The 22,080-nt window shown below is 58.4% G+C and carries 15 protein-coding genes; 6 read left to right on the top strand and 9 right to left on the bottom strand.

Features of this window, described 5'->3' with window-relative positions; genetic code table 11:
* Positions 1–82: 82 nt before the first annotated feature.
* From GEI7407_RS11105 to gghA, 4 genes are all read right to left on the bottom strand, one after another.
* On the bottom strand, positions 83–1,660 hold the full coding sequence (locus GEI7407_RS11105; RefSeq protein WP_015172264.1) for an iron uptake porin: 1,578 nt from the start codon (positions 1,658–1,660) through the stop codon (positions 83–85).
* A 280-nt stretch (positions 1,661–1,940) separates the two neighbouring features.
* Positions 1,941–3,584 carry a tetratricopeptide repeat protein gene (locus tag GEI7407_RS11110; protein ID WP_015172265.1) on the bottom strand — a complete coding sequence of 548 codons (1,644 nt, stop codon included), beginning with the start codon at positions 3,582–3,584 and terminating at the stop codon, positions 1,941–1,943.
* A gap of 113 nt (positions 3,585–3,697) precedes the next feature.
* The gene (gene glpK, locus GEI7407_RS11115; protein WP_015172266.1) at positions 3,698–5,203 is read right to left on the bottom strand and encodes a glycerol kinase GlpK; all 1,506 of its coding nucleotides are present in this window, start codon (positions 5,201–5,203) and stop codon (positions 3,698–3,700) included.
* 126 nt (positions 5,204–5,329) lie between these two features.
* Entirely contained in the window at positions 5,330–7,795 is a 2,466-nt protein-coding gene (gghA, locus tag GEI7407_RS11120; protein WP_015172267.1) for a glucosylglycerol hydrolase, read from the bottom strand.
* Positions 7,796–8,272: 477 nt separating this feature from the next.
* On the opposite strand from gghA, the gene GEI7407_RS11125 reads away from it, so the two are divergent.
* The 4 genes from GEI7407_RS11125 (at position 8,273) to GEI7407_RS11140 (ending at position 13,565) form a co-directional block, all read left to right on the top strand.
* Positions 8,273–9,016, top strand: a complete 744-nt coding sequence (locus GEI7407_RS11125; RefSeq protein WP_015172268.1) for an HAD family hydrolase — start codon at positions 8,273–8,275, stop codon at positions 9,014–9,016.
* Entirely contained in the window at positions 9,013–10,524 is a 1,512-nt protein-coding gene (ggpS, locus tag GEI7407_RS11130; protein ID WP_015172269.1) for a glucosylglycerol-phosphate synthase, read from the top strand. Before GEI7407_RS11125 ends, ggpS begins: the two co-directional genes overlap by 4 nt.
* 286 nt (positions 10,525–10,810) lie before the next feature.
* A complete protein-coding gene (gene glpD, locus GEI7407_RS11135; RefSeq protein WP_015172270.1) occupies positions 10,811–12,505 on the top strand; it encodes a glycerol-3-phosphate dehydrogenase in 1,695 nt (564 codons plus the stop codon).
* Between the two features lie 52 nt (positions 12,506–12,557).
* Positions 12,558–13,565, top strand: a complete 1,008-nt coding sequence (locus GEI7407_RS11140; protein ID WP_015172271.1) for an NAD(P)H-dependent glycerol-3-phosphate dehydrogenase — start codon at positions 12,558–12,560, stop codon at positions 13,563–13,565.
* A gap of 178 nt (positions 13,566–13,743) precedes the next feature.
* On the opposite strand, the gene GEI7407_RS11145 is transcribed toward GEI7407_RS11140, so the two are convergent.
* The 3 genes from GEI7407_RS11145 to GEI7407_RS11155 all read right to left on the bottom strand — a co-directional run bounded on the left by GEI7407_RS11145 (position 13,744) and on the right by GEI7407_RS11155 (position 17,162).
* Positions 13,744–14,817 carry an ABC transporter ATP-binding protein gene (locus GEI7407_RS11145; protein ID WP_015172272.1) on the bottom strand — a complete coding sequence of 358 codons (1,074 nt, stop codon included), beginning with the start codon at positions 14,815–14,817 and terminating at the stop codon, positions 13,744–13,746.
* A 509-nt stretch (positions 14,818–15,326) separates the two neighbouring features.
* The gene (locus GEI7407_RS11150; RefSeq protein ID WP_015172273.1) at positions 15,327–15,962 is read right to left on the bottom strand and encodes a cupin domain-containing protein; all 636 of its coding nucleotides are present in this window, start codon (positions 15,960–15,962) and stop codon (positions 15,327–15,329) included.
* 144 nt (positions 15,963–16,106) lie between these two features.
* Positions 16,107–17,162 carry a zinc-dependent dehydrogenase gene (locus GEI7407_RS11155; RefSeq protein WP_015172274.1) on the bottom strand — a complete coding sequence of 352 codons (1,056 nt, stop codon included), beginning with the start codon at positions 17,160–17,162 and terminating at the stop codon, positions 16,107–16,109.
* A gap of 264 nt (positions 17,163–17,426) precedes the next feature.
* Here GEI7407_RS11155 and GEI7407_RS11160 point away from each other — a divergent pair, with 264 nt between their 5' ends.
* A complete protein-coding gene (locus GEI7407_RS11160) occupies positions 17,427–19,058 on the top strand; it encodes an adenylate/guanylate cyclase domain-containing protein (RefSeq protein WP_190274128.1) in 1,632 nt (543 codons plus the stop codon).
* Positions 19,059–19,102: 44 nt separating this feature from the next.
* A complete protein-coding gene (locus GEI7407_RS11165; protein WP_015172277.1) occupies positions 19,103–20,875 on the top strand; it encodes an FAD-dependent oxidoreductase in 1,773 nt (590 codons plus the stop codon).
* On the opposite strand, the gene GEI7407_RS11170 is transcribed toward GEI7407_RS11165, so the two are convergent.
* Together GEI7407_RS11170 and sufR are read right to left on the bottom strand one after the other, a co-directional pair.
* Positions 20,872–21,267 (bottom strand): hypothetical protein, encoded by a 396-nt coding sequence (locus GEI7407_RS11170; RefSeq protein ID WP_041268398.1) that lies wholly within the window; start codon positions 21,265–21,267, stop codon positions 20,872–20,874. The two genes, GEI7407_RS11165 and GEI7407_RS11170, sit on opposite strands and share 4 nt — an antisense overlap.
* Positions 21,268–21,335: 68 nt before the next feature.
* The gene (gene sufR / locus GEI7407_RS11175; RefSeq protein ID WP_015172279.1) at positions 21,336–21,986 is read right to left on the bottom strand and encodes an iron-sulfur cluster biosynthesis transcriptional regulator SufR; all 651 of its coding nucleotides are present in this window, start codon (positions 21,984–21,986) and stop codon (positions 21,336–21,338) included.
* Between the last annotated feature and the right edge of the window lie 94 nt (positions 21,987–22,080).

Raw genomic sequence — 22,080 nt, forward strand, 5'->3', positions numbered from 1 at the left:
AGATCTCTTCGAGGGATTTGATGGCTGTCGAAACGGTTGTAAGGAAACTTTGTGTGAGGTCTCTCCGTAAGGGAAGGGAACGCTAGAACGTGAAGGTGGTGCGCAAGGTACCGATCACCACGTCACTGTTATCTTCGTTTTGGTTAGGCGCGGTGAGCCAGATGACCCCCGGCGTGATGGAGACATTGTCATTGAGCTGATACTTGTACAGCGCCTCGATGTGGAAGGGGATATCCTCGCTGAAGTTGGGATCTCCAGGAACATTGAGGTCGGTGAGATAGGGCTCAGCTCCCACGATGATCGCGCCGAGGTTGCCTTCTTTGCCCAGGTCGGGGAAGCCCAGGGCCACCGCATAGGTGAGCAGGTCGGCGTCTCCCCGGTTGATCAGCTGGGCCTTGGTCAGGCCGACCCAGCCGCGCACATCAAACTTGGGGCTGACCCGGAAGTAGGCCTGAGCGCCGTAGGCGTTGCTGGAAACGGGGGTGTTGAGGCCGCCGAGGGCTGCGGGGGCGAGGTTGCCCAGGTTGGTGCCGGTGCCGCCAAAGGAGAAGCGGCGGGCGGTGCCGTCGTAGGAGTGGATGTAGGTGAGGCCAACCTTGAAGCTGTCGCTGGGCTTGAAGACGAGCTGAGCGAGGGCCGAGTAGTTGCCGTCAAAGAGGCCCGCCTTTTCGCTGGGGTTATCACCGCCGCGCGCCATGTAGCCCGCCGACGCTTCGATGGAGTTGCTGACCTTGTAGCGCAGACCGATGCCCTGACCGCCGAGACCAAAGCGATAGATGGGGTTGCGTTCTCCAAAGCGCGAGAGGGCACCGGTGGCGCCGCCGCCCGCTTCGAGGCCGGGGTTGAAGGTGTCGGCGTAGAAGTGGTGGCCTGCGAGGCTGGCCATGGCGGTCACCTGGAGGCGATCGCCCACTGGAAACACGTAGTGCAGACGGTCAATCAAGACGTCATTGTCAACTGCGCCGTCGAAGGCATAGCGGCCTTCGTTGGTACCCAGGGTCGGCGCAAAGGAGGTGCCGAGGTTTCCAGCATAGAGACGGGTGTAGAGGCGATCTTTGCCATTGAAGGTGCTGGTGAGCTGGAGCCGCACTCTGTCATGAAAGACGGTCTCGGCATCCACGTCATCCCCGAAGGCATCGGCCAAGGTGAAAGCGGCTTCTCCGTTCAGCTTGGTGGTGGTGGAGAACTGGTTAGCCTCGAGTTCAGCAGTGCGAGCCTCCAGGGAGTCCACGCGGCCGCGCAGGGTGGCCAGCTCAGCGGCGAATTCTTCTTGCAGGCGTTGCAGGGCGGCCAGATCCTCCTGGGTAGCGAGGTCGGCAGTTCCGGCGGCGATGAGTTCATTCACGCGATCGAGGCAGGCGTTGAGGCCGGCGGCGAACTCGTAGCGGGTCATGGCCCGGTTGCCGCGATAGGTACCGTCGGGGTAGCCTGCGATACAGCCGTAGCGCTCGACGAGGGACTGCAGTGCCTGAAAGGCCCAGTCCGTAGGCTGGACGTCCGAGAGCTGCGAGACAGAGGTGACCTGGGTGAGGGCCGGAGAGACGGTCGCCTCGGGCAGGGGCTCCGCTGCGATCGCCCCCGGCACAGCGGCGCTACCAAGGGCGATCGCCCCCCACAGGACCGGACTGATCTTGAGTCCATGAGCCAGCAATTTCATCATGAGCGTTCTCTCTCCACACCGAGTAAAGGCTTTGGCAAGGGCCTGGGCAATCAGGCTTTGAGAGAGACGCTAAGCAAAAATACTAGGTCAATTAGTATTGCCCATTACAAATCTCAGGGGCGATCGCTCCCACTGCATGTCCTTGATGCAAAAGACGCATTTTTCGGCCCCAAAACGTCCGGAAATAGGCTAAGAAGTCAGGATTTCTTGATTTTTGAAAGTTTTGCGACATGGCGGGCAGTCAGGCGGCACGCTGCTCAACGGTGCACCGGATAGTGAATCAACTTTCTTCGTCTCGCTCTTGTTCCTGCATCTGCTGCCGCAACGCAGACAAACTTTCCAGAATATTGAGCGTGCTTGAGTGCTGAGATCCCAACCGACGCTGAGCTATCCTAAGAGCCTCTTCATACAGCGGCTTGGCTTCCTCATATCGCCCTTGCGATTTGTAGAGACCCGCTAGGTTGTTCAAACTAATTGCGACATCCGGGTGTTCCTCGCCCAGCAATCGCTTCCGCAAAGACAGTGACTCTTGGTACAACAGCTCTGCTTTGTCATATCGTTCTTGTGACCGGTAGAGACCCGCTAGGTTGTTCAAACCAAGCGCCACATCCGGATGCTCCTTTCCCAGCAGGCGCTTCCACAAAGACAGTGACTCTTGGTACAACAGCTCTGCTTTGTCATATCGTTCTTGTGACCGGTAGAGACCCGCTAGGTTGTTCAAACCAAGCGCCACATCCGGATGCTCCTCTCCCAGCAGGCGCTTCCACAAAGACAGAGACTCCTGGTACAAAGGCTCTGCTTCGTCATACCGCCCTTGCGAATCGTAGAGACTCGCTAGGTTGTTCAAACCAAGCGCCACATCCGGATGCTCCTCTCCCAGCAGGCGCTTCCGCAAAGACAGTGACTCTTGGTACAACAGCTCTGCTCTGTCATATCGTTCTTGCGAACAGTAGAGATGCGCTAGGTTATTCAAACCAGTCGCCACATCCGGATGCTGCTTTCCTAGCAAACGCTTCTTTAAAGACAAGGACTCCTGGTACAGCAGTTCAGCTTCGTCATACCGCCCTTGCGAAGAGTAGAGACTCGCTAGGTTGTTCAAACCAAGCGCCACATACGGATGCTCCTCTCCCAGCAAGCGCTTCCACAAAGACAGAGACTCCTGGTACAAAGGCTCTGCTTCGTCATACCGCCCTTGCGAACAGTAGAGATTCGCTAGATCGTTCAAACTAGTCGCGACATCCGGATGCTCCTCTCCCAGCAAGCGCTTCCGCAAAGATAGCGACTCCTGGTACAAAGGCTCTGCTTCGTCATACCGCCCTTGCGAACAGTAGAGATTCGCTAGGTTGTTCAAACTAGTCGCGACATCCGGATGCTCCTCTCCCAGCAGGCGCTTCCACAAAGACAGAGACTTCTGGTACAAAGGCTCTGCTTCGTCATACCGCCCTTGCGAATCGTAGAGATGCGCTAGGTTATTCAAACCAGCCGCTACATCCAGATGCTTCTCTCCCAGCAATCGCCTCCGCAAAGACAGCGACTCCAGGTACAAAGGCTCTGCCTCGTTATAGCGTCCTTGCGACTCGTAGAGACTCGCGAGGTTATTCAAACTAGTTGCGACATCTGGATGATTCTCTCCTAGCAATCGCTTCCGCAAAGACAGCGACTCCTGGTACAAAGGCTCTGCTTCGTCATACCGCCCTTGATAATAATAGAGACATCCTAAGTTGTTCAAACTAGTCGCTACATCCGGATGATCCGCTCCTAGCGCACGCTTTCTTACAGCTAGAAGCTCTTGGAGCAGAGGCTCGGCTTCGGCATATCGCGATCGCGATATGTGGGAATCCACTAGTTGCTGCAAGCAAGCAACCGCCACTGGGTTTTCCTCGCCGAGAAACCGTTTCGTGAGATTCCACAAGGCTCTATACACTGGCTCCGTTTCCTCCGTGGCGGTGTTTCCCTAGCGGCTATGCTTCACGCGATCGCGCCATGGGTAGATACCGTACGTCCTGCCAGTTTTTCGCAAGATTATTCTCTCAGCCCTTAGTCTTCGGTCCAGTGCTTGGCCCGCTCCAGCGCCCGCTGCCAGATCTCCGCCTGGGCCTGCACCTGGGCCGCCGCCTTCCCCGGTCGGAAGACCCGATCGACTTGGCGAGCCGACACCAGCGCGCCGTAGTCGTCCCAGAAGCCCGCCGCTAGCCCCGCCGCAAAGGCAGCCCCTTGGGCCGTCGCGTCTAGGACCGCTGGCCGCTCCACCTCGATGCCCAGAGCATCCGCCTGAAACTGCATCAGGAAGTCGTTTTGGCAGGCTCCGCCATCGACCTTGAGGCGCTGGATCTGGGTGCCGCCGTCCTGGTTCATGGCCTCGACCACTTCCTTGACCTGGAAGGCGATCGCCTCCAGCACCGATCGCACCAGGTGCTCGCGCCGAGCCGCCCCCGTCAGGCCCAGAAACGCCCCCCGCGCGCTCATATCCCAGTGGGGAGCCCCCAAGCCGCTCAGGGCCGGGACAAAATAGACGCCGCCATTGTCGCTGACGCTCTCGGCCATGGGCTGGGTGTCTGCGGCCGAGGTGATCAGCTTGAGGCCGTCCCGCAGCCACTGGATGCAGGCCCCGGCGGTGAACATACTGCCCTCCAGGGCGAAGCCCACGCTGCGATCGCGGCTCCAGGCCACCGTGGACAAAAGCTGGTGATCCGAGCGGGTCAGGGTCTCGCCGGTGTGGGCAATCAAGAAACACCCGGTGCCGTAGGTACACTTCAGCAGGCCGGGGCGATCGCAGCCGTGGGCCAGCAGCGCCGCCTGCTGATCGCCCAAGATCGCCATAATCGGGATCTCCGCCCCCACGATCGCCTTGTCCGTGTGCCCGAAGTAGCCAAAACTGGGGCGGATCTCGGGCATCAGCGACGCCGGAATGCCAAACAGCTCCAGCAGCTTTTCGTCCCAGGCGAGGGACTCCAGATTCATCAGCATGGTGCGGCTGGCGTTGCTGTGGTCCGTGGCGTGGACCTTGCCGCCGGTCAGGTTCCACAGCACCCAGCTGTCCACCGTACCCGCCAGGATATTTGACCAGTCCACCGGCGGCTGCTCCGGCTGCACCCGGTCGATCAGCCAGGCGATCTTGGTGGCGGAGAAGTAGGCATCGAGGACCAGGCCAGTGCGATCGCGCACCATCTCGGCGTAGCCGTCGGCGCGGAGCTGGTTGCAGCGGTAAGCGGTGCGGCGGTCCTGCCAGACGATGGCGTTGTGGAGCGGGCGGCCCGTGGTTTTGTCCCACAGCAGACAGGTTTCGCGCTGCACCGTCAGGCCCACGGCGGCGATCGCCTCTGGCGCGATTTGGGCCTTCTGGATTGCCGTTTGGATGGCCCAGTGAGTCTGCTCCCAGATCTCTCGGGGGTCATGCTCTAGCCATCCGGGCTGGGGATAATACTGGGTCATCTCGCGGTAGGCCTGACTGACCACACGGCCCTCGCGATCAAACAGCAGCGCCCGATTCCCCGTCGTTCCCAGATCCAGGGCCAGGATATAGGCAGCAGAAGCGTGAGTCATGATATCTACGATGCAAACAGCAAACTTTTTATTTAAACGAAAGAGAAAAGCCCGCCAATCTCCAGCTGATATCTCCCAAAGCAAACGGATCGGTGGAATCAGCGGGCAATTTAGAAATACCTTAAATTAGGCTCGCACCAGCAAAACCGCCTGACTGTCTTTCAATTCGAAGAGACGCAGATCGTCGATCGCGCCGCTCTCTTGGAGACCGGGAGAGGCGATCGCCACTTTCCACTCGCCCAAGTCGAGCTGGAGCCAGTCCCCCAGCGTCACCGTCAGGGGCTCGCCGCCCATGTGGGCCGCCATCACCACCTGATCCTCGGGCTGCTCCGGGTTGGCCCGCCAGCCATAAAAGAGACTCTGCTTCTCTTCGCTAATGCGGTTGAAGCGATCGCCCCCCGAGAGGTTTTCGCGCAGCCAGGGGCGCGATCGCCGAAACTTGCGCAGCGACCGGTTAAAGGCCGTCTGCTCCGGGCTCAGGTGCGCCTCATCCCGCGAGACATTGCACGCCTCATAGCAGTCTTCCATAAACATCAGCGCAAAGGCCTTGAGCTTGGGAATGTCGAGCTGCTCGGCAAAGGGCACCTGCTGAGACTGGCGCAGACTCTTGAGGGCCGAGACGCCGCAGGCCGCCGAGTCGCTATCGAGGCAGGTTTGGCAGGCCTCCACCACCGCGTTTAGGTTGCAGTCCGTCTCCACCATGGTGGTCTGGAGTGCCTTGGCAAACTCGCGCAGCGGCCCCAGCGTCTCAAAGCCCAGAGACTTGAGTCGGGGAAAGAGATCGGCGTGATCGTAGAGCTCGGGCGTCACCTGCCAGTCCAAAAAGCCCACCTCCTCCGACACCACCTTCACGCCGTAGCGCTCATCGGTATTGCGGAAAAACAGCCAGGGCGATCGCATCAGCGCATTCAAAAAGTCCATGGGTAGCCCCGGACTAAAGCCGTAGACCCACAGGGTCACCGCCGGGTTGTCGTAGGCATTGTCCAGCACCTCCGGCAGGGTCTCACCCAGGTTCCGATTGACCGGCCCCTGGGGATCGACCTGGTTGCCGCGCCGCACCGTGTCGTGGTTGGCGCAGCCGGTAATCCAGCGATCGCCCTGATACATCACCTCGCACACCCGCCGCCACTTCTGATCCCAGAACTTCTCTAGGGTCGGCGTATTGTGGGCAAAAATCAGCGGCCCCCACTGATAGGACTCAGGCCGCAGCTCCGTTAGCTCCCGATAGGTCGAGGTCTCCTCCCAGCCTTCCTGGGGCCAGGGACGCCCGTCTTCAAAGATCGTGAACATCAGCCGCTGGTATCCGCCTATCTCCTGCACCACATCACTCATGGCCAGGAGATAGGCATCGTCATACTCTATGCGCCCCGAGAGGGGATTAAAGAAGCGGAAATCCTGGCCCCCATCCACCCGAATGCCATCCGCGCCGGTATTAATTTTGCGGCGCTGCATTTCTAATAAAATGGCCCGCACCGTCGGCAGCTGGTGGTTGAGATCCTGGCCGTACATATTCGGCCCCTTGAGAAACTGGCGATTGATCAGCTGCTCGGCTTGGTTATCGGCGTGGCCATACACCAAGTCATAAATTAGCTGGATTGGCCCAGCCGAAAAGGTATGAAGCGTAGAAATAAATTCGATCGCCTCGTCCGGGCGCAAACTCCCCAGCAGAGCCGGATTGGTCGCTGCCGACCCCAAAATTGGGACATCATAGCCCCAGTCTTGGGTGATGGGTTTGCGCAGACGCACTTCGACTTGGTCCGAGTCGTCGTCTACGGGCAGCTGGGCGAAAAACTCACTCTCGGGACTATTATCATCGCGATATTCAATCGTGGGCTCCACGGGCAACAGCTGCACCGCATCGTAGCCAATATAGTTTTCTTCCGCTGGGGTGAGAGTTTCACCCGCCGCTAGCTTCTCTGAGATTCGCCGAAAAATCGCCGTGATTCCTTCAAAGGTTCCTTCGGGGGAGGCGGTGCCAACGTGGAGCTGCAAGATGTTCAGCGGGGCCGGTACGCGAGGCAACTCAGAGTTTTCTGGGCTTTCGGCGATCGCCCGTCCGGTGCGCCGGAAATAGTCGAGGTCCGCGCGCTCAGCCTGAAGCGTCTCCCAGTCATAGACCTCCGCCGGGGCAAAAACACCAAAGGGGAGAGACTCCGCCAGACTATCTCGAATGATTTGCAAGTTGCCGTGGGGATCTTCGAAGCGCATCCAGTAGAGCGATCCCAGGCGATCGCGCCTGCCCGCGCGCAGTCCTCCCACCACGCCCCAGAAATACTCTCCCTGCTGACGCAGCCGCAGGCGATCGCGACGAAACACCACCGTCTGTTCGGGCGATCGCAGATCCACCTCATCGACGGGCGTGAACACCTCTAGGTAGATCTCTCGCGGCCGCAAAACCTCCGCCAGCAGCTCCGGCGTCCAAAATCCAAAGGCCGTTAGTCCGTCGGCGCGATAGTGGGCTCCTAGTCGCCTTGCCAAAGTCTGGGCTTTACCAAAGTAGGTGTCGTCCGACTGCTCAACACTCGCCGCCCAGTCCAGAAGTGCCTGGGTCTCTTCCTCGATCAGCTTTAGGTGGGAGGCTTTGACTGTCACGGGGTATTAAAAATCTAAAGTCTGTTTCATTAAGCTTCATAATATCAATTGTTTTTCTCGAGTTTGGGATCTGGAAGCTTGCAACACAGGTTTTCAGGCAAAAATATGTCGAAAGATATAAAAATCCGATAAAAGTAGCAATCAATACAGGCAAAATTTATCAATTCAATGGTACTCTGTTAAAGTCAAACAAGCGTTAATCTTCCCAGTATTGATTTTTGGCCTCAAAGCCTGCTTGGGAAGCCATTTCTGGCGTCTTCTATCCCAATTGAGTAGATCACGAGACCTCGAAACCTACGGAGAGGCCCTTTGCCAAATGCAACCCATTAACCCCTTCGAGGCTGGTTTTACTCCCTGGATGAAGTTCCCTCGACCGGCTGAGGCGCTCCGGTTCTCTGCCCCAGCGCAGTCCCTATCTCTTAGAGACTTTGAGCACCCGAGTTCATCGAGTTTGTGACGAGTTCTTTTCAACTATCCATGCGTTCCAACTACTCGCTAGTTCTTGCCACTGATCTAGACGGCACGTTTCTAGGAGGATCCAGTCAGCAGCGCGCTGAATTCTACCAATCCATTCAGGCCTGCCGCGACGATATACTACTCGTCTTTGTCACCGGGCGCGATCTCGGTTTCGTTCGCAGCCTCTGCGAAGATCCCCTTTTTCCCCATCCTGATTACATCATTGGCGACGTGGGCACCACCATTGTGGATGGGCGCACCCACGAGCCCCTGCGCGAAGTCCAAGACTGGGTGAGCGATCGCTGGCAAGACGCAGGCGATCGCGTCAAAGCCATGCTGGCCGACGAGCCCGGCCTCGAGCTGCAGCCCGTCCCCACCGAGCGGCGCATCTCCTACTATTACAAGCCTGACGAACTGCAGCCCAGCACCGTTCAAAAGGTGATCGATGCCGGGTTTGACTGCATTCTCTCCGCCGATTTGTACCTTGACGTGATGCCCAAAGGCATTGCTAAAGGCCCCACGCTGCTGAAATTTATCGACGCTCTCAGCCTCGATCCCGACAGCGTGATTCCCTGCGGCGACACCCTCAACGATCTCTCTCTCTTTGAGACCGGCCTCAAAAGCGTTGCGGTCGGCAACTCCGAGCCCAAGCTGGTCAAAGCAATTCAAACGATGGACAACGTTTATCACAGTCCCCATCCCGGCGTTGCGGGCATCCGGGACGGACTCACGGTCTATGGCAAACAACTAGAGGTTGCTGCATGAAATCTTCCCTCGTCATTCTCTATCACCGGGAACCCTACGATGAGGTCATCGAAGATGGCCGGGTTCACTACCGCGAGAAGAAGAGCCCCAACGGTATCGTGCCCACCCTCAAAAGTTTCTTTTCTGGAGTCCAGCAAGGCACCTGGATCGCCTGGAAGCAGATCAGCTCCAAGCAGCAGGCCACCTTCGAGGAGCGCATCGTCGTTGAAGACGGCGGCAACTACAATGTGCGCCGGATCCCGCTCACGGCGGACCAGGTGAAGCACTTCTATCACATCACCTCCAAAGAGTCTTTTTGGCCGATTCTCCACTCTTTTCCCTGGCACTTTACCTACGAGACCGCCGACTGGGAAAACTTCAAAACCATCAACCGTCTCTTTGCGGAAGCCGCCTGTGAAGAAGCCGCCGATGACGCGCTGATTTGGGTCCACGACTATAATTTGTGGCTCGTTCCCAAATATATTCGCGAACTCAAGCCCAACGCGAAGATCGCTTTCTTCCACCACACGCCCTTCCCTTCGGTGGATATCTTTAATATCTTGCCGTGGCGTGAAGCCATTATCGACAGCCTGCTGTGCTGTGATATCTGCGGCTTCCACATTCCCCGCTACTCCGAGAATTTCGTCAATGTGGCGAAGAGTCTCCGGCCCGTTGAGATCGTCAAGAAAGAAGCGGTCCCCGACCATCTCACATCGGTGGGTACGGCGCTGGCGGAGCCTGAGATGACGACTCAGATTCGCTATAAGGGGCAGCTGGTTCATGTGGACGCGTTCCCGGTGGGCACCAATCCCCAGCAGATCTTCTCGGTGCTGCGGCGATCGGAGACGGAGGAAAGGCTGGCCAAGATTCGCCAAGAGCTGGGCGATCGCAAGCTGATCATCTCCGCTGGCCGCGTGGACTATGTCAAAGGCACCCGAGAAACCCTCGAGGCCTACGGTCGTCTACTGGAGCGCCGCCCCGATCTCCACAGCAAGATCATTTTGCTGGTGACCTCGGTGACGCCCGCCGCCGGCATGCGCGTTTACAAGACCGCCCAGAGCCAGATCGAGCAGCTAGTCGGCAAGATCAACGGCCGCTTTGCCAAGCTCGACTGGACGCCGATCCTGCTGTTTACCCAGCCGGTTCCCTTCAACGATCTCATGGCCTACTACAAGGCCGCCGATATCTGCTGGACCACGCCTCTGCGCGACGGTCTCAACCTGGTCGCCAAGGAGTACATCGTGGCTCAGGAGAAGGGCGGCGGCGCGCTGGTGCTGTCGGAGTTTGTGGGCGCGGCGGTGGAGCTGCCTGACGCCATCCAGACCAATCCCTACTCGATTGATCGGATGGATGAAGCCATCGATCAGGCGATCGCCATGTCTCCTGAGGAGCGCAAAGCCCGCATGGAAAAAATGTACGACGTGGTGACGCGCTACGACGTCCAGTGCTGGGCCGATCACCTTTTTGAGCTGTTCCAATCCCTCGACAACAAGACGCCCAAAAAAGAAGAAGTGCTGACAACGGTCTAAGATCTTCTGCCGGTTCCCCATATTAGTTCCGTGAGCAGAGTCTCTCTTGAGGTGAGAGATCGATTTTCCCAGTTCTCACCAAGCGGTCTAGCAAACGTTCTAGTTCTTTCTTGGTTCTTCTAGAGAGCTCTGCTTTTCTTTCAGTCTCTGGGTCACTTTTGGCTCAAGATCTCTTTTCAAGGCACTTCAAAACCCCTCGCGGGAAAGTGGGCAGCGTGTGTGAACTGAATTACCCTCGAATCAGGGATTCGTTTCATTCCCGCTGGCAAAAATACACCATCAAACCATGCGAGATTTTTCATCTTTATCAAATACGCCCTATGACCTTGTCATCATTGGCGGCGGCATTAATGGTGCTGGGGTCGCTCGAGATGCGGCTCTCCGCGGTTTAAAGACACTCTTGTTAGAAAAAGGAGATTTTGCCAGCGGCACCACCAGCTGGTCTACTCGATTAGTTCACGGCGGCTTGCGCTACCTCGAGTATTTTGAGTTTTCGCTGGTGCGAGAGTCTCTACGAGAGCGCGAGATCCTGCTCAATACCGCGCCTCACCTCGTCGAGGCCCTCAAACTCACAATCCCGATCTATACCCACAGCGATCGCCCCTATTGGAAGATCTGGGCCGGGATGATTTTGTACGATGTCTTTAGCTATGACAAGACGCTGCCGTGGCACCAGATGCTTCCCCAGCGCAACTTCCAGCAGCTTTTTCGATCTTTAGACGATCGCGATCTCAAGGGCGGAGCGCAGTACTATGACGCCCAGGTGGCACAAGCAGAGCGCCTGTGCCTTGAGAATCTCTGGGATGCCCAAGCCGCGGGAGCGACGATCCTCAACTATGCCTGCGTTACGGAGCTGGCGCGAGAGGGCGATCGCCTTCAGGGGCTGACGGTGAGAGATGAATTAACGGGAGAGACATTTAATCTTGAGCTGGGCGATCGCACTGTGGTGATCAACACCAGCGGCCCCTGGGTCGACCAGGTGTGTGGCTTGGGGACCGAGCACCATCAGGCAGCACCCATCGGCGCTCGCCAAAAGATGGGCGGCACTAAGGGTAGCCATATCATCGTAGAGACGTTTCCGGGGGCTCCCGAGACCGCGCTCTACACCGAGGCACGCCGCGACCAGCGCCCTATTTTTATCGTGCCCTGGCTCGGCATGTATCTCATTGGCACCACCGATCTGCCCTACTCCGGAGACCTCGATCGCATCAAGGCCAGCGATGATGAAGTCGACTATCTCCTCGCCGAAGCCAACGCCCTGATTCCCAGCGCTCAGCTCACTCGGCAAGACGTGAAATTCACCTACTCCGGAGTGCGGCCGCTGCCCAATGAAGCGGGCAAAAAGCCCGGCAGTATCACTCGCCGACATATTTTGGTTGATCATGCCTCTGAAGGGGTCAGGAACCTGATCTCTCTGGTGGGGGGCAAGCTCACCACCTATCGCAGCGTTGGCGAAGAGATGGTCGACGCAGTCTATCAAAAGCGGGGAGAGACAGCGCCTCCCTGCCCCACGCAGCAGCGGCCGCTGCCGGGAGCAATTTTGCCCAAAGATCCCCTGATTGGCCAAACCATTCAGCGCTATCGCGATCGCGTTTCGCTAGCTTCCATTGACTATCTCTTTTCGGTCTATGGTCGGCAGGCAGAAGACGTGCTGGCCCTGGTTGATGAGGCTCCAGATTTGGCCCAGCCGATCGCTGAAGACCTGCCGGATATCCGGGCCCAGATCGTCTACAGCGTCCGATCGGAGATGGCCCAAACTCTGGTGGATATTCTGCGGCGGCGGACGCTCCTAGCAGTCAAGGGCAGCTACGGGCGGGAGCTCTTGCCAGTCATCACCGACGTACTCGCTGCTCACTGCGGCTGGAGCCGAGAAGCGTGCGATCGCCAGCAGGCTGACTACCACGCCTACATTGAGGCTAACTGCTTGCCCGATTATGCCATTGCCCGCAAGCCTGCTCGCGCAGCCTCTCTCTCTGCCTAAAGCGGCGATCGCCCACTTGCATCAAATTCTTTATTGAGTTCAAAGAGAACGGATGGTCAGCAATCTAACCCAAGTCCAATCCACTCCCAAAACTTCCTTTAGCAAAGGGGCGATCGCTCCCCTCAATCCCTTTCCCTCCCGAACTTCTACAGCAACGGCCACAGTCCTTGGGGCCGGAGCCTGGGGCAGCGCCCTGGCTACCCTCCTGCGCCGCAACGGCCACGATGTCCGGGTATGGTCCCGGCGCTCGAACGAAACCCTAGAAGAGGCGATCGCGGGCGTCGATGTGATCGTTTCTGCAATTCCCATGAAGGGCGTCAGCGCCACGGTAGAGGCTCTCCAAGAGTTCACCTTACCGGCCAATATGCTGGTGGTTACAGCCACCAAGGGACTAGATCCCAACACCGCCGAAACGCCCTCCCAGATTTGGCAGCAGGCCTTTCCCGAGCATCCGGTTGTAGTGCTTTCCGGCCCCAATCTCTCTAAGGAGATTCAGCAGGGTCTCCCCGCCGCCAGCGTGGCCGCCAGCACCAGCCCCCAGGCCGCCGAAGAAGTGCAGAAACTCTTTTCTTCGGACGCTTTTCGGGTCTATACCAATGACGATCCCCTCGGCACAGAGCTCGGGGGCACCCTCAAAAACGTCATCGCGATCGCCGCTGGCATCTGCGACGGCCTCGAGCTCGGCACCAACGCCAAAGCCGCCCTGATCAGCCGCGCCCTCGCCGAGATGGTGCGGGTCGGTCTCCACTTTGGCGCGAAAGCAGAGACATTTTGTGGCCTATCGGGCCTAGGAGATTTGCTGGCCACCTGTGACGGCCCCCTCAGCCGCAACTACCGCGTCGGCCAGGGTCTGGCCACCGGCAAATCTCTCACCCAGGTGCTCGAAGATCTCAAGAGCACAGCTGAAGGTGTGAACACCACTCAGGTTCTGATGGGTATCGCCCAGGAGAACCAGTTAGATCTGCCGATCGCCCGGTGCGTCTACAGTGTCATTCGCGGGAAAGTCTCTCCCCAAAGAGCTGTAGAAGGCCTAATGGGGCGAGAGCTGACGGCTGAGTAAACGAGCTTTGGGAGAGCCCGTTTCTTCTATCGTTTCTCATGTTAGAAACTCTCACTTCAGAGCATCTTAAAGCATAGGCTTTTTGTTAGCTCAATCAGATCAATTAAGACAAAAGAGAGAGGGCGATCGCTCTCTCTTTTGTCTTTTATTTTTGTGCAATCTTGTTGACTGAAAGACTCTAGCCCACGCGATCGCCCGATTTGACATCAAACCAATAGATCGCAGATGGCACGAGCGCCAGAGCTACGTGGTCTCCGCTCCAAGACTGGTCGATCGGCACCAGAGCCCGCACGATCTCAGCTTTTTGACCCTCTCCTTTTACTTCCATGCTGATGAGATTGCTCATCCCCAAGTTTTCCACCAAGAATACGCGCCCCTCGACTTTTAGATCATCGCCGGGCTGAGGAAAGCGGAGATTTTCGGGGCGAATCCCCAGCACAATCTCCGGCGGCGGCGTAAGGTTATCAGGCAATGGGATCTTGGTGGAGCCCAGCACCGCGTAGGGTCCCTGGCAGGGGAGCGTCAGCAAGTTCATCTGGGGACTACCCACAAAGCCCGCCACAAACTGATTGGCCGGATCAGAGTAGATCTGGGCTGGCGGCGCGAGCTGCTGCACCAGTCCCTGATTCAGCACAGCTACCTTTGTCGACAGCGTCATGGCCTCGGTTTGGTCGTGGGTCACGTAGACCACCGGCACCTGCTGAGACTCAAACAGCTGCTTGATGTCAGCCCGCACCCGCTCCCGCAGCAGGGCATCCAGGTTACTCAGGGGCTCATCTAACAGAAAGACATCTGGACGGCGCACAAGCGCCCGCCCCAGGGCTACCCGCTGACGCTGCCCGCCGGAGAGCTGGCTCGGCTTGCGATCCATCAGGCCTTCGAGGCCGAGCACCCGCGTCGCGTCTCCAATTCGCTGATGGATCTCATCCGAGGGAGTTTTGCGCAGCTTCAGGCTAGAGGCCATATTCTCAAACACGCTCATGTGTGGATACAGCGCATAGCTCTGAAACACCATGGCGATATTGCGATCGCCCGGCCGCAAATTCGTGACATCCTGGGAGCCGATCAGAACCTGACCTCGCGTTGGCTGTTCCAGACCAGCAATTAGTCTCAGAGTCGTGGATTTGCCGCAGCCTGAAGGCCCCAAAAGCGTCAGAAATTCATTGTCGCTAACATCAAGACTGATATCTTTGACCGGAACCGTTTTGCGATTATAAGTTTTATTGAGGTTACGAATTTCTAGTTTTGCCATTGTTGGAATTGCAAATACTTCGTACAGCCAAGGCCAGCGTCCCACGCTTCATCAAAGCCAAGTTTCGCAAGCTATTGCCTGTATTTAGCAAAACTTACTGGGCAGCCAGCGAGGAAGAAACTTGGGAAATTTCGAGTTTTCAGAGCACTATCGCCCTCATTCGAAAGCCTTGTGCTGAAATCTCGCAAATTTTGCTCTATTTAGTTGGAAATTTTGAAATCAGACAAAATTAGCATAGCGAACAACAGCAAAACACCGGGTTTCTTGCTGAGTGATTTTCACAAACAGAAACAAAAAGTTATTTTTTGAATCGCTTTTATCGGGTAATAAATTAAAGTTTTTCTCTGTCAACTGTCCTGCGACAGAGTTCTTTTCAGCCTTTGGTTTAGTATTTTCTTAACTCTGTTTTGAGAGCAGGCCTAAAGGCGATCGCCCTCTTGAATTCATGGATGTTTTCGCTAGGCTGCGATCGCCGGAATCGCTCTAAAGTGCGTTATCAGTGACGCAGGCTATTGCGCCAGGTAGAAAACACATCCTGCTTCAGTCATGTATTCCATCGAGCAAGTCTCACCGTGACGAATCCAGGTTCTAGCAGGATGATTCAGAACGCGATCGCCCATCTCACCTTCGACAATGAAAATCTCACTGTGGGGCAGGAGGGTCTCTCTCACCCCTGGCTGCCAGCGCACGAGCTGCATCCGCTCAGGATATCCCGCCTGGGCATAGAGAGAGATCAAAAAGATACCCGGGCGATCGCCCGTTTGCCAAGCCGCGGTCTGGGTATCGATAGAGCACTGAAGCCGCCCAGGACCGCCGTACTGAAGCAGCTTCACGAAGATCACGCAGCCCGACCGCGAGAAGGGAGCGTGGGCAAATCCAGGGGGATTGAGGAGATAGGAGCCCGCTGGATAGTCACCATATTCGTCTGAGAACACGCCGTCTAGCACTAATATCTCTTCGCCTGCGGGGTGCTCATGGGTCGGAAAGGCAGAGCTGGAATCGTAGCGCACCACAGAGGTCACCTGGCCTTTTTCGGTGTCTCCTAGGAGATGCAGCCGCTTGCGCCAGACAGTGGGACTGGGGCTGGGCTGCCAGTCCATAGCGTTCGTGTTGTGAATAAGGCGATCGCCCGCAGTGATAGTCATAATCGATAGTTTTTAGGAGTACTTTTTTATATCAAGCGTCTGAGAAGCGATCGCTATATATCCAGAAACTTTGTATGTCTAGAAATTCGTTATCACCTTCTCCTTCTCTAATTGCAAAGAAGGAGAAGGTGATACGCAAAAAGTCTATCCCAATTCCGGATAGATCAAGATCTTGTAGGTCTCCTCTGTGGGCTTCACAGCACGCTCCACTGCTGCGGCCAAGTCCTTGAGCGGATAGCGATCGCTCACCAGCGCATCTACATCAATGCGCTTATTAAAGACAATATCCGCAGCCAGGTTTTGCAAGCGGTAAGACGAGCTGTAGCTGCCCATCAGGTCGATTTCTCGGCGATAGAGGACATTGGGATTGATGGGGATCTCCACTTCATCCGGGAACTCCGCAAAGAAGAGAATCTTTCCACCCTTGCGCGTGCAGTCCAGCGCCTGGAAAAAGGCCTTATCACTGGGCACCGCCAGCAGCGTCGTATCGACGCCCATGCCATTGGTGAGAGCCTGGATCTTTTGAGCTAGCTCCGGATCGCGCGCGTCAAAGGCTGCCTCTGCGCCGACTTCTTTGGCTTTGGCAATGCGCGAGGGCAGGAGATCTGTCGCGATCGCGCGTCCACCAAAGTATTTCACCAGCATCACAAACATCAGACCAATGGGACCAGCCCCCGTCACCAGCACCGTCTGGCCGGGCTGCACCTGGGCTTTTTTGACCGCTTTCAGGCAGCAGTTGGTCGGCTCCACAAAGCTGGCCTGCTCGAAGGTGATCTCGTCCGGGATCTCCATCAGGCCACCATGGCGCACGATATGTCCCGGCACCTTCACATAGTCCGCGAAGCCGCCACCACTGGGCGTGAAGCCTGCGGAAGTCGTGATGTTTTTGTAGACATCACACATCGAGAAATTGTCATTGAGACAGTAGTCGCAGTGCATACAGGGGATGTGGTGGAGCACCACCACGCGCTGACCGACTTGCCATCCTTTGACGTCTTTGCCCACTGCGGCGATCGTGCCCGCTGTCTCATGACCAAAAATCCGGGGCGGCTCATACAGCGGATAGAGAATTTTTTTGATGTCCGACTGGCACAGGCCTACCACGCGGACCTGGACGAGCACTTCGTCATCTCCTAGCTCAGGCTTGGGAACCTCTTCATAGCTGAGCTGATTCACACCGCGAAATACCTGCGCTTTCATGGGATATACCTGCAATGCCCTACAACGCCGACGTTATCGACTTTATCATTTGGCTCGGGACAGCCCGCGATCGCGCCTTGGAGGCGCTTTGCCTTCGTTTTGCCAAACACCCCACCCCTGTTTAGGGTGAACATTGTGCCTAGAAAATTCCTAGACCACAATGGAGGCAGTTTGGAGCTGCGCTGGGAGTGGCCTGTCCCAAACCTCTGGGTGCGCGATCGCGGCCAATCAATCGCCAAACCATTGTGAATGGCTGGTGAGAATATGTCTCAACCCCCCCAAGAAAACAGCCCCCCTCCACGAGATCGCCATCTGGGACATCTCCAGCGCTGGCTCATGCATCACAGCCTCTGGGCGATTTGCCTAGCACCCCTGGTTACCCAAATTGTGGGCAGCGTCTTTAATATTTGGTACAACCTCAGCCACATCAAGCCGCTGCTGACCTCGGCGCAGCTCAGCACCTTCATCCGGGCCATCGGCCTTTTTAATGGGCTGGTCTATCCGGTTGCGATCGCCCTTTGGATGAGCCAGATCTGGAGCTTTCGGCGGCCCCTAGCGCAGCTCCTGCGGGGGCAGGAGATCTCGCCTCGGCAGCTTTTGCGGGCTCAGCAGCGGGCCATCAACCTGCCGTGGTATGGCAGCTTCCTAGCGGGAATCTGCTGGCTGCTGTGCATCCCGGTCTTTCTGATCGCCCTGGGCACCACCTCCGAGCCTCTCGACAGCCGCCTGTTTCTGCACCTGCCCGTCTCGATTTTGGTGGCCGCTTTCATTGCGGTCACCCACGGATTTTTCGCCATTGAGCTGGTCAGCCAGTGGCTTCTCTATCCGATCTTTTTCCCGACCAATCAGCCCGCCGATACCCCTGGTGCTTTTCCCTTGTCGCTGCGCGGGCGGGGCCTCATGTGGGCCATTTCCGCAGGCGTCTGTCCCATTACGTCGCTGCTGCTGCTCATGCTGGCCGATCAGCCGGTTGGTGGACCGCTGCCTTGGTTCGAGCTGACGGTTGGAGCGCTGAGCATGGTTTTTGGGCTGACAACGGCCTGGATGGTGAGTCAGCAGGTGATCGAGCCCGTGCAGGCGCTGCAAAAAGCCGCGAAGTCTGTCTCCGAAGGCGATCTGGGCGTCGAGCTGACGGTGCTGCGAGCGGATGAATTTGGTCCCCTGATCGAGGAGTTCCAGGCCATGGTCAGCGAGCTACAGGAGAAACAGCGGCTCCAGGAGACCTTTGGTCGTCACGTGGGCCAGCAGGTGGCAGCGCAGATCCTGCGGCGAGATCCCAGCCTAAATGGAGTAGAGCAGGAAATCACGGTGCTTTTTGCCGATATTCGCAACTTTACCGCTCGCTGCGCCCTCGCCTCGCCCCAGCAGATCGTGATGATGCTCAATCTCTTTTTGACGGAGATGGTGGACGTGGTGGAGGGGCACAACGGCATGGTGAATAAGTTTTTGGGGGATGGGTTTATGGCGCTGTTTGGCATCGGCGAGGGCCAGGGCAATCACGCGGCTGACGCGGTGGCGGCGGGCCAAAGAATGCTGGCGCGGCTGGAGCCGATCAATGCTCAGCTGATGGCCCTGGGTCAGCCGCCACTGGCGATCGGCATTGGCATCCACACGGGGCGGGCCGTGGTAGGCAGCATTGGGTCCTCTCGGCGGCTGGAGTACACGGCGATCGGCGATACGGTGAATGTGGCGTCCCGCATTGAGGGCTTGACCAAGGTCCTAGATCGGCCGCTGCTCATGAGTGAGGCGACGCGGCGATCGCTGCCTGCCAGCACCGTCACCGAGGCCCTAGCGCCGCAGCGGGTCAAGGGACAACCCCAACCCATCGCGGTATACTGCCTCCCGGCCCCCCAAGGGGCGATCGCCCCCTTGAGCCCTTTTCCAGACCGGAGTTAGCCCCCTATGTCGCTGCTGTTCACTGCCCCCAAGGATCGATTTTTATGCGCATGATCACCACCGAGGTTTTGGTTGTCGGGGGGGGCACCGGCGGCACAGCAGCAGCGATTCAGGCAGCCCGGCAGGGCGCGAAAACGGTCTTGGTGAGCGAGTTTCCCTGGCTGGGCGGCATGCTGACCAGCGCGGGCGTCCCGGCCCCGGATGGTCACGAGCTAGCCGCCTTCCAGACGGGGCTGTGGGGGGCTTTCTTGCAGGCGCTGCGACAGCGGCAGCCCGAGGGCCTGGATCACGCCTGGGTGAGCTTTTTCACCTACGATCCGCGCGTTGGCGCCCAGATTTTTCGGGACTGGGCGGCGGCCCTGCCCAATCTCCAGTGGATTGTCGATTCGGCGCCCCGGGCCGTGCTGCGGGAGGGCGATCGCGTGGTGGGGGTGGAGTTTGAAGGGCTGACGGTGCGATCGCAGATCACTCTGGACGGCACCGAGCTGGGCGACCTGCTGGCCCTGGGAGACATTCCCCACCGCTGGGGCTGGGAGTGGCGCAGCCAGTGGCAAGAGCCCAGCGCTCCCGAGGAGCCGATTTCCCTTTCGGATCTGTACTCGGTGCAGGCCCCCACCTGGATCACGATTTTGCAGGACTTTGGGGAGGGGGCGATCGCGCCAGAGATCCCCGCGCCGCCCAACTACAGCGCCCACGGCTTCGACGGCACCTGGGACTACTGGGGGCCGGAGAAATTTCTCGACTATGGCCGCCTGCCGGGCGATCGCTTCATGCTCAACTGGCCCTTTCGCGGCAATGACTACGGCATCGGCCTCGATCGCCTGATCGAGAGCCCCACCGCGCGATCGCAGTTTTATCAAGAGGCCCGCTGGTACACTCAGGGCTTTGCCCACTACCTCCAGAGCCAGCTCGGGCGGCGCTACAGTCTGGCCGAGATTTTCCCCGCCCTGCCCAACTCCCTCGGCGGAGGCGGCTACGCGCTGCACCCCTACTTCCGCGAAAGCCGACGCCTTCAGGGTCTGGCCACGGTGCGCGAGCAGGATATTTTGCCCTTGCCCGAGGGCCAAGTCGCCCCGCTGCCCTTTGATGACAGCGGCCGGTCTAGCGCGATCGCCCTGGGCAACTACGCCAACGACCACCACTATCCCGGCTACGATCTGCGCCTCCAGCCCAAATCGATTCGCTGGGGGGGGCGCTGGACCGGCACCCCCTTTGCCTTGCCCTACGGCTGCCTAGTGCCTGCCGCCGTCGACGGCCTGCTGGTGTGCGAAAAAAATATTGCTGTGTCCCACATCGCCAATGGCGCGACCCGTCTCCAGCCCGCCGTGCTGAGCCTGGGTCAGGCCGCCGGCATGGCCGCCGCCCTCTGCGTCCAGGCTGGCTGTCAGCCCCGCGATCTGCCGGTAGCCTCTCTCCAAGAGGCCCTGCTGACGGATCCTGTCGCGCCCGTGGCGATCGCCCCTCTGTTCAATCTCCTGCCCGACCATCCTGAATGGCTGCGCTGGCAGCGGCACTATCTGGCGAATCCAGACACCTACCCTGCCACCGGCTACGCTCCCATCGCTGAAGGCAAGCCGCCTGAAATTCAGCGGGCGATCGCCCCGGCCCAGTCCACCACAGGCCAGTTTCAGCGCCTCGGTCCCCAGGAGTATCAGCTTTCTACCCCTGACCAAACCTGGCAGCTCGTCACCCTCTGGGCCGACCTCGATCGCCAGCTCGCCGAGTACCCCGACCAGCAGCCAGCGACGGTCTGGGGCCACCGCAATCTCGCTGGTCCCTGGATCGTCGTCGAGGCTCTCAGCGCCCCGGGCTCCTAGGCTCCGGCTTGTTGTTTGCGGCGGGCCTCCGCCTCAAACCACGCAATGATTTGATCCACCGTCAGAGCAGCCACCGTTGTTTCAGCCATTTCTGCCGCCGCCGTCAGGGGGCGCACCGACGCCAAGATTAGTCGGCTATAGAACGACTGAAATGACTCGTCTAGGTCTAGAGATTCTTGGGCCGCTGGGTCCTGGGCCAGCCAGTCGGTGATTTGCTCCGGGGTCACCTGGGCGATCGCCGCGTCCGCCGCCGCGACTTGGCGCAGCACCCGCAGCGAATAGATCGCAACCCGCGCCGAAAACTTGTCTCGCGACGACATCAGCGCCCCATCTACCTGAGCCGACTCCTCAGGCAGCAGCATCTGGGAAAACGAAGATTGCACATCAAACATAGAATTTACGAGGAAAAGGTCCTGTGGGCCGAGAGCCGCCAAGCGCCCCAGCATCCGACCTCCCAAGCTTAGCGCGCCCGGATCAAATAGCCGCAGCGGTGCTCCCCGTCGATCAGCCAGTGCGTTCGCTCCACCGCGCAGTCAGGCAGCGCCGCGCTAAACATCTCTAGCTCGTGGCCGCACACGCTCGGAAACGACTCCGCAATATCAGAAATCGCGCAGTTGTATTCTGTAATGACGTAGCCCTCTGCTTCATCGCCGCTGGCATCGGCCGGATACCACTCCGCCATATAGCCCTCGGCCCGCCGCAACTCCACCAGCAGCGCCACGCGATCGCGCACCGAGCCCCCATTGTGCAGGCGATCGCGATATTCTTGGGCCTTGCGCTCCCACTGCTTGCGCAAAATGCTGCTCACCTGCTCCTGGCCCACCGTCTGCGCCAGCGTGTCCAGCAGCGACATCGCAAACTCCCCGTAGCGATCGGGAAAGCGATCGCGCCCCTGGCGACTCAGCTGATACACGTGCTGCGGTCGGCCCATCCCCGCCTGCACACTCTGGTACTGGATCAGCCCCTCCGCCTCCAGATCCTTTAGGTGGCGACGGATCGCCTGAGGACTAATCTCAAGGGTCTCAGCCAGTTCCTGGGCCGTCGCTTGACCCTGCTTCAGCAAACGTTGGAGGATATCTTGCTTAGTAGAAGGATGCTGCGAAGTCGCCATCGTTTTCCTTGCCATAATCGCTGCCCCGGCGCCCAACAACCCACTGTGAACTGCAACCGGCTGATTACTTTGACAACTTGAACATTTCCAAAGT

Origin of the sequence: Geitlerinema sp. PCC 7407, assembly GCF_000317045.1 — a bacterium.
Lineage (GTDB): Bacteria > Cyanobacteriota > Cyanobacteriia > PCC-7407 > PCC-7407 > PCC-7407.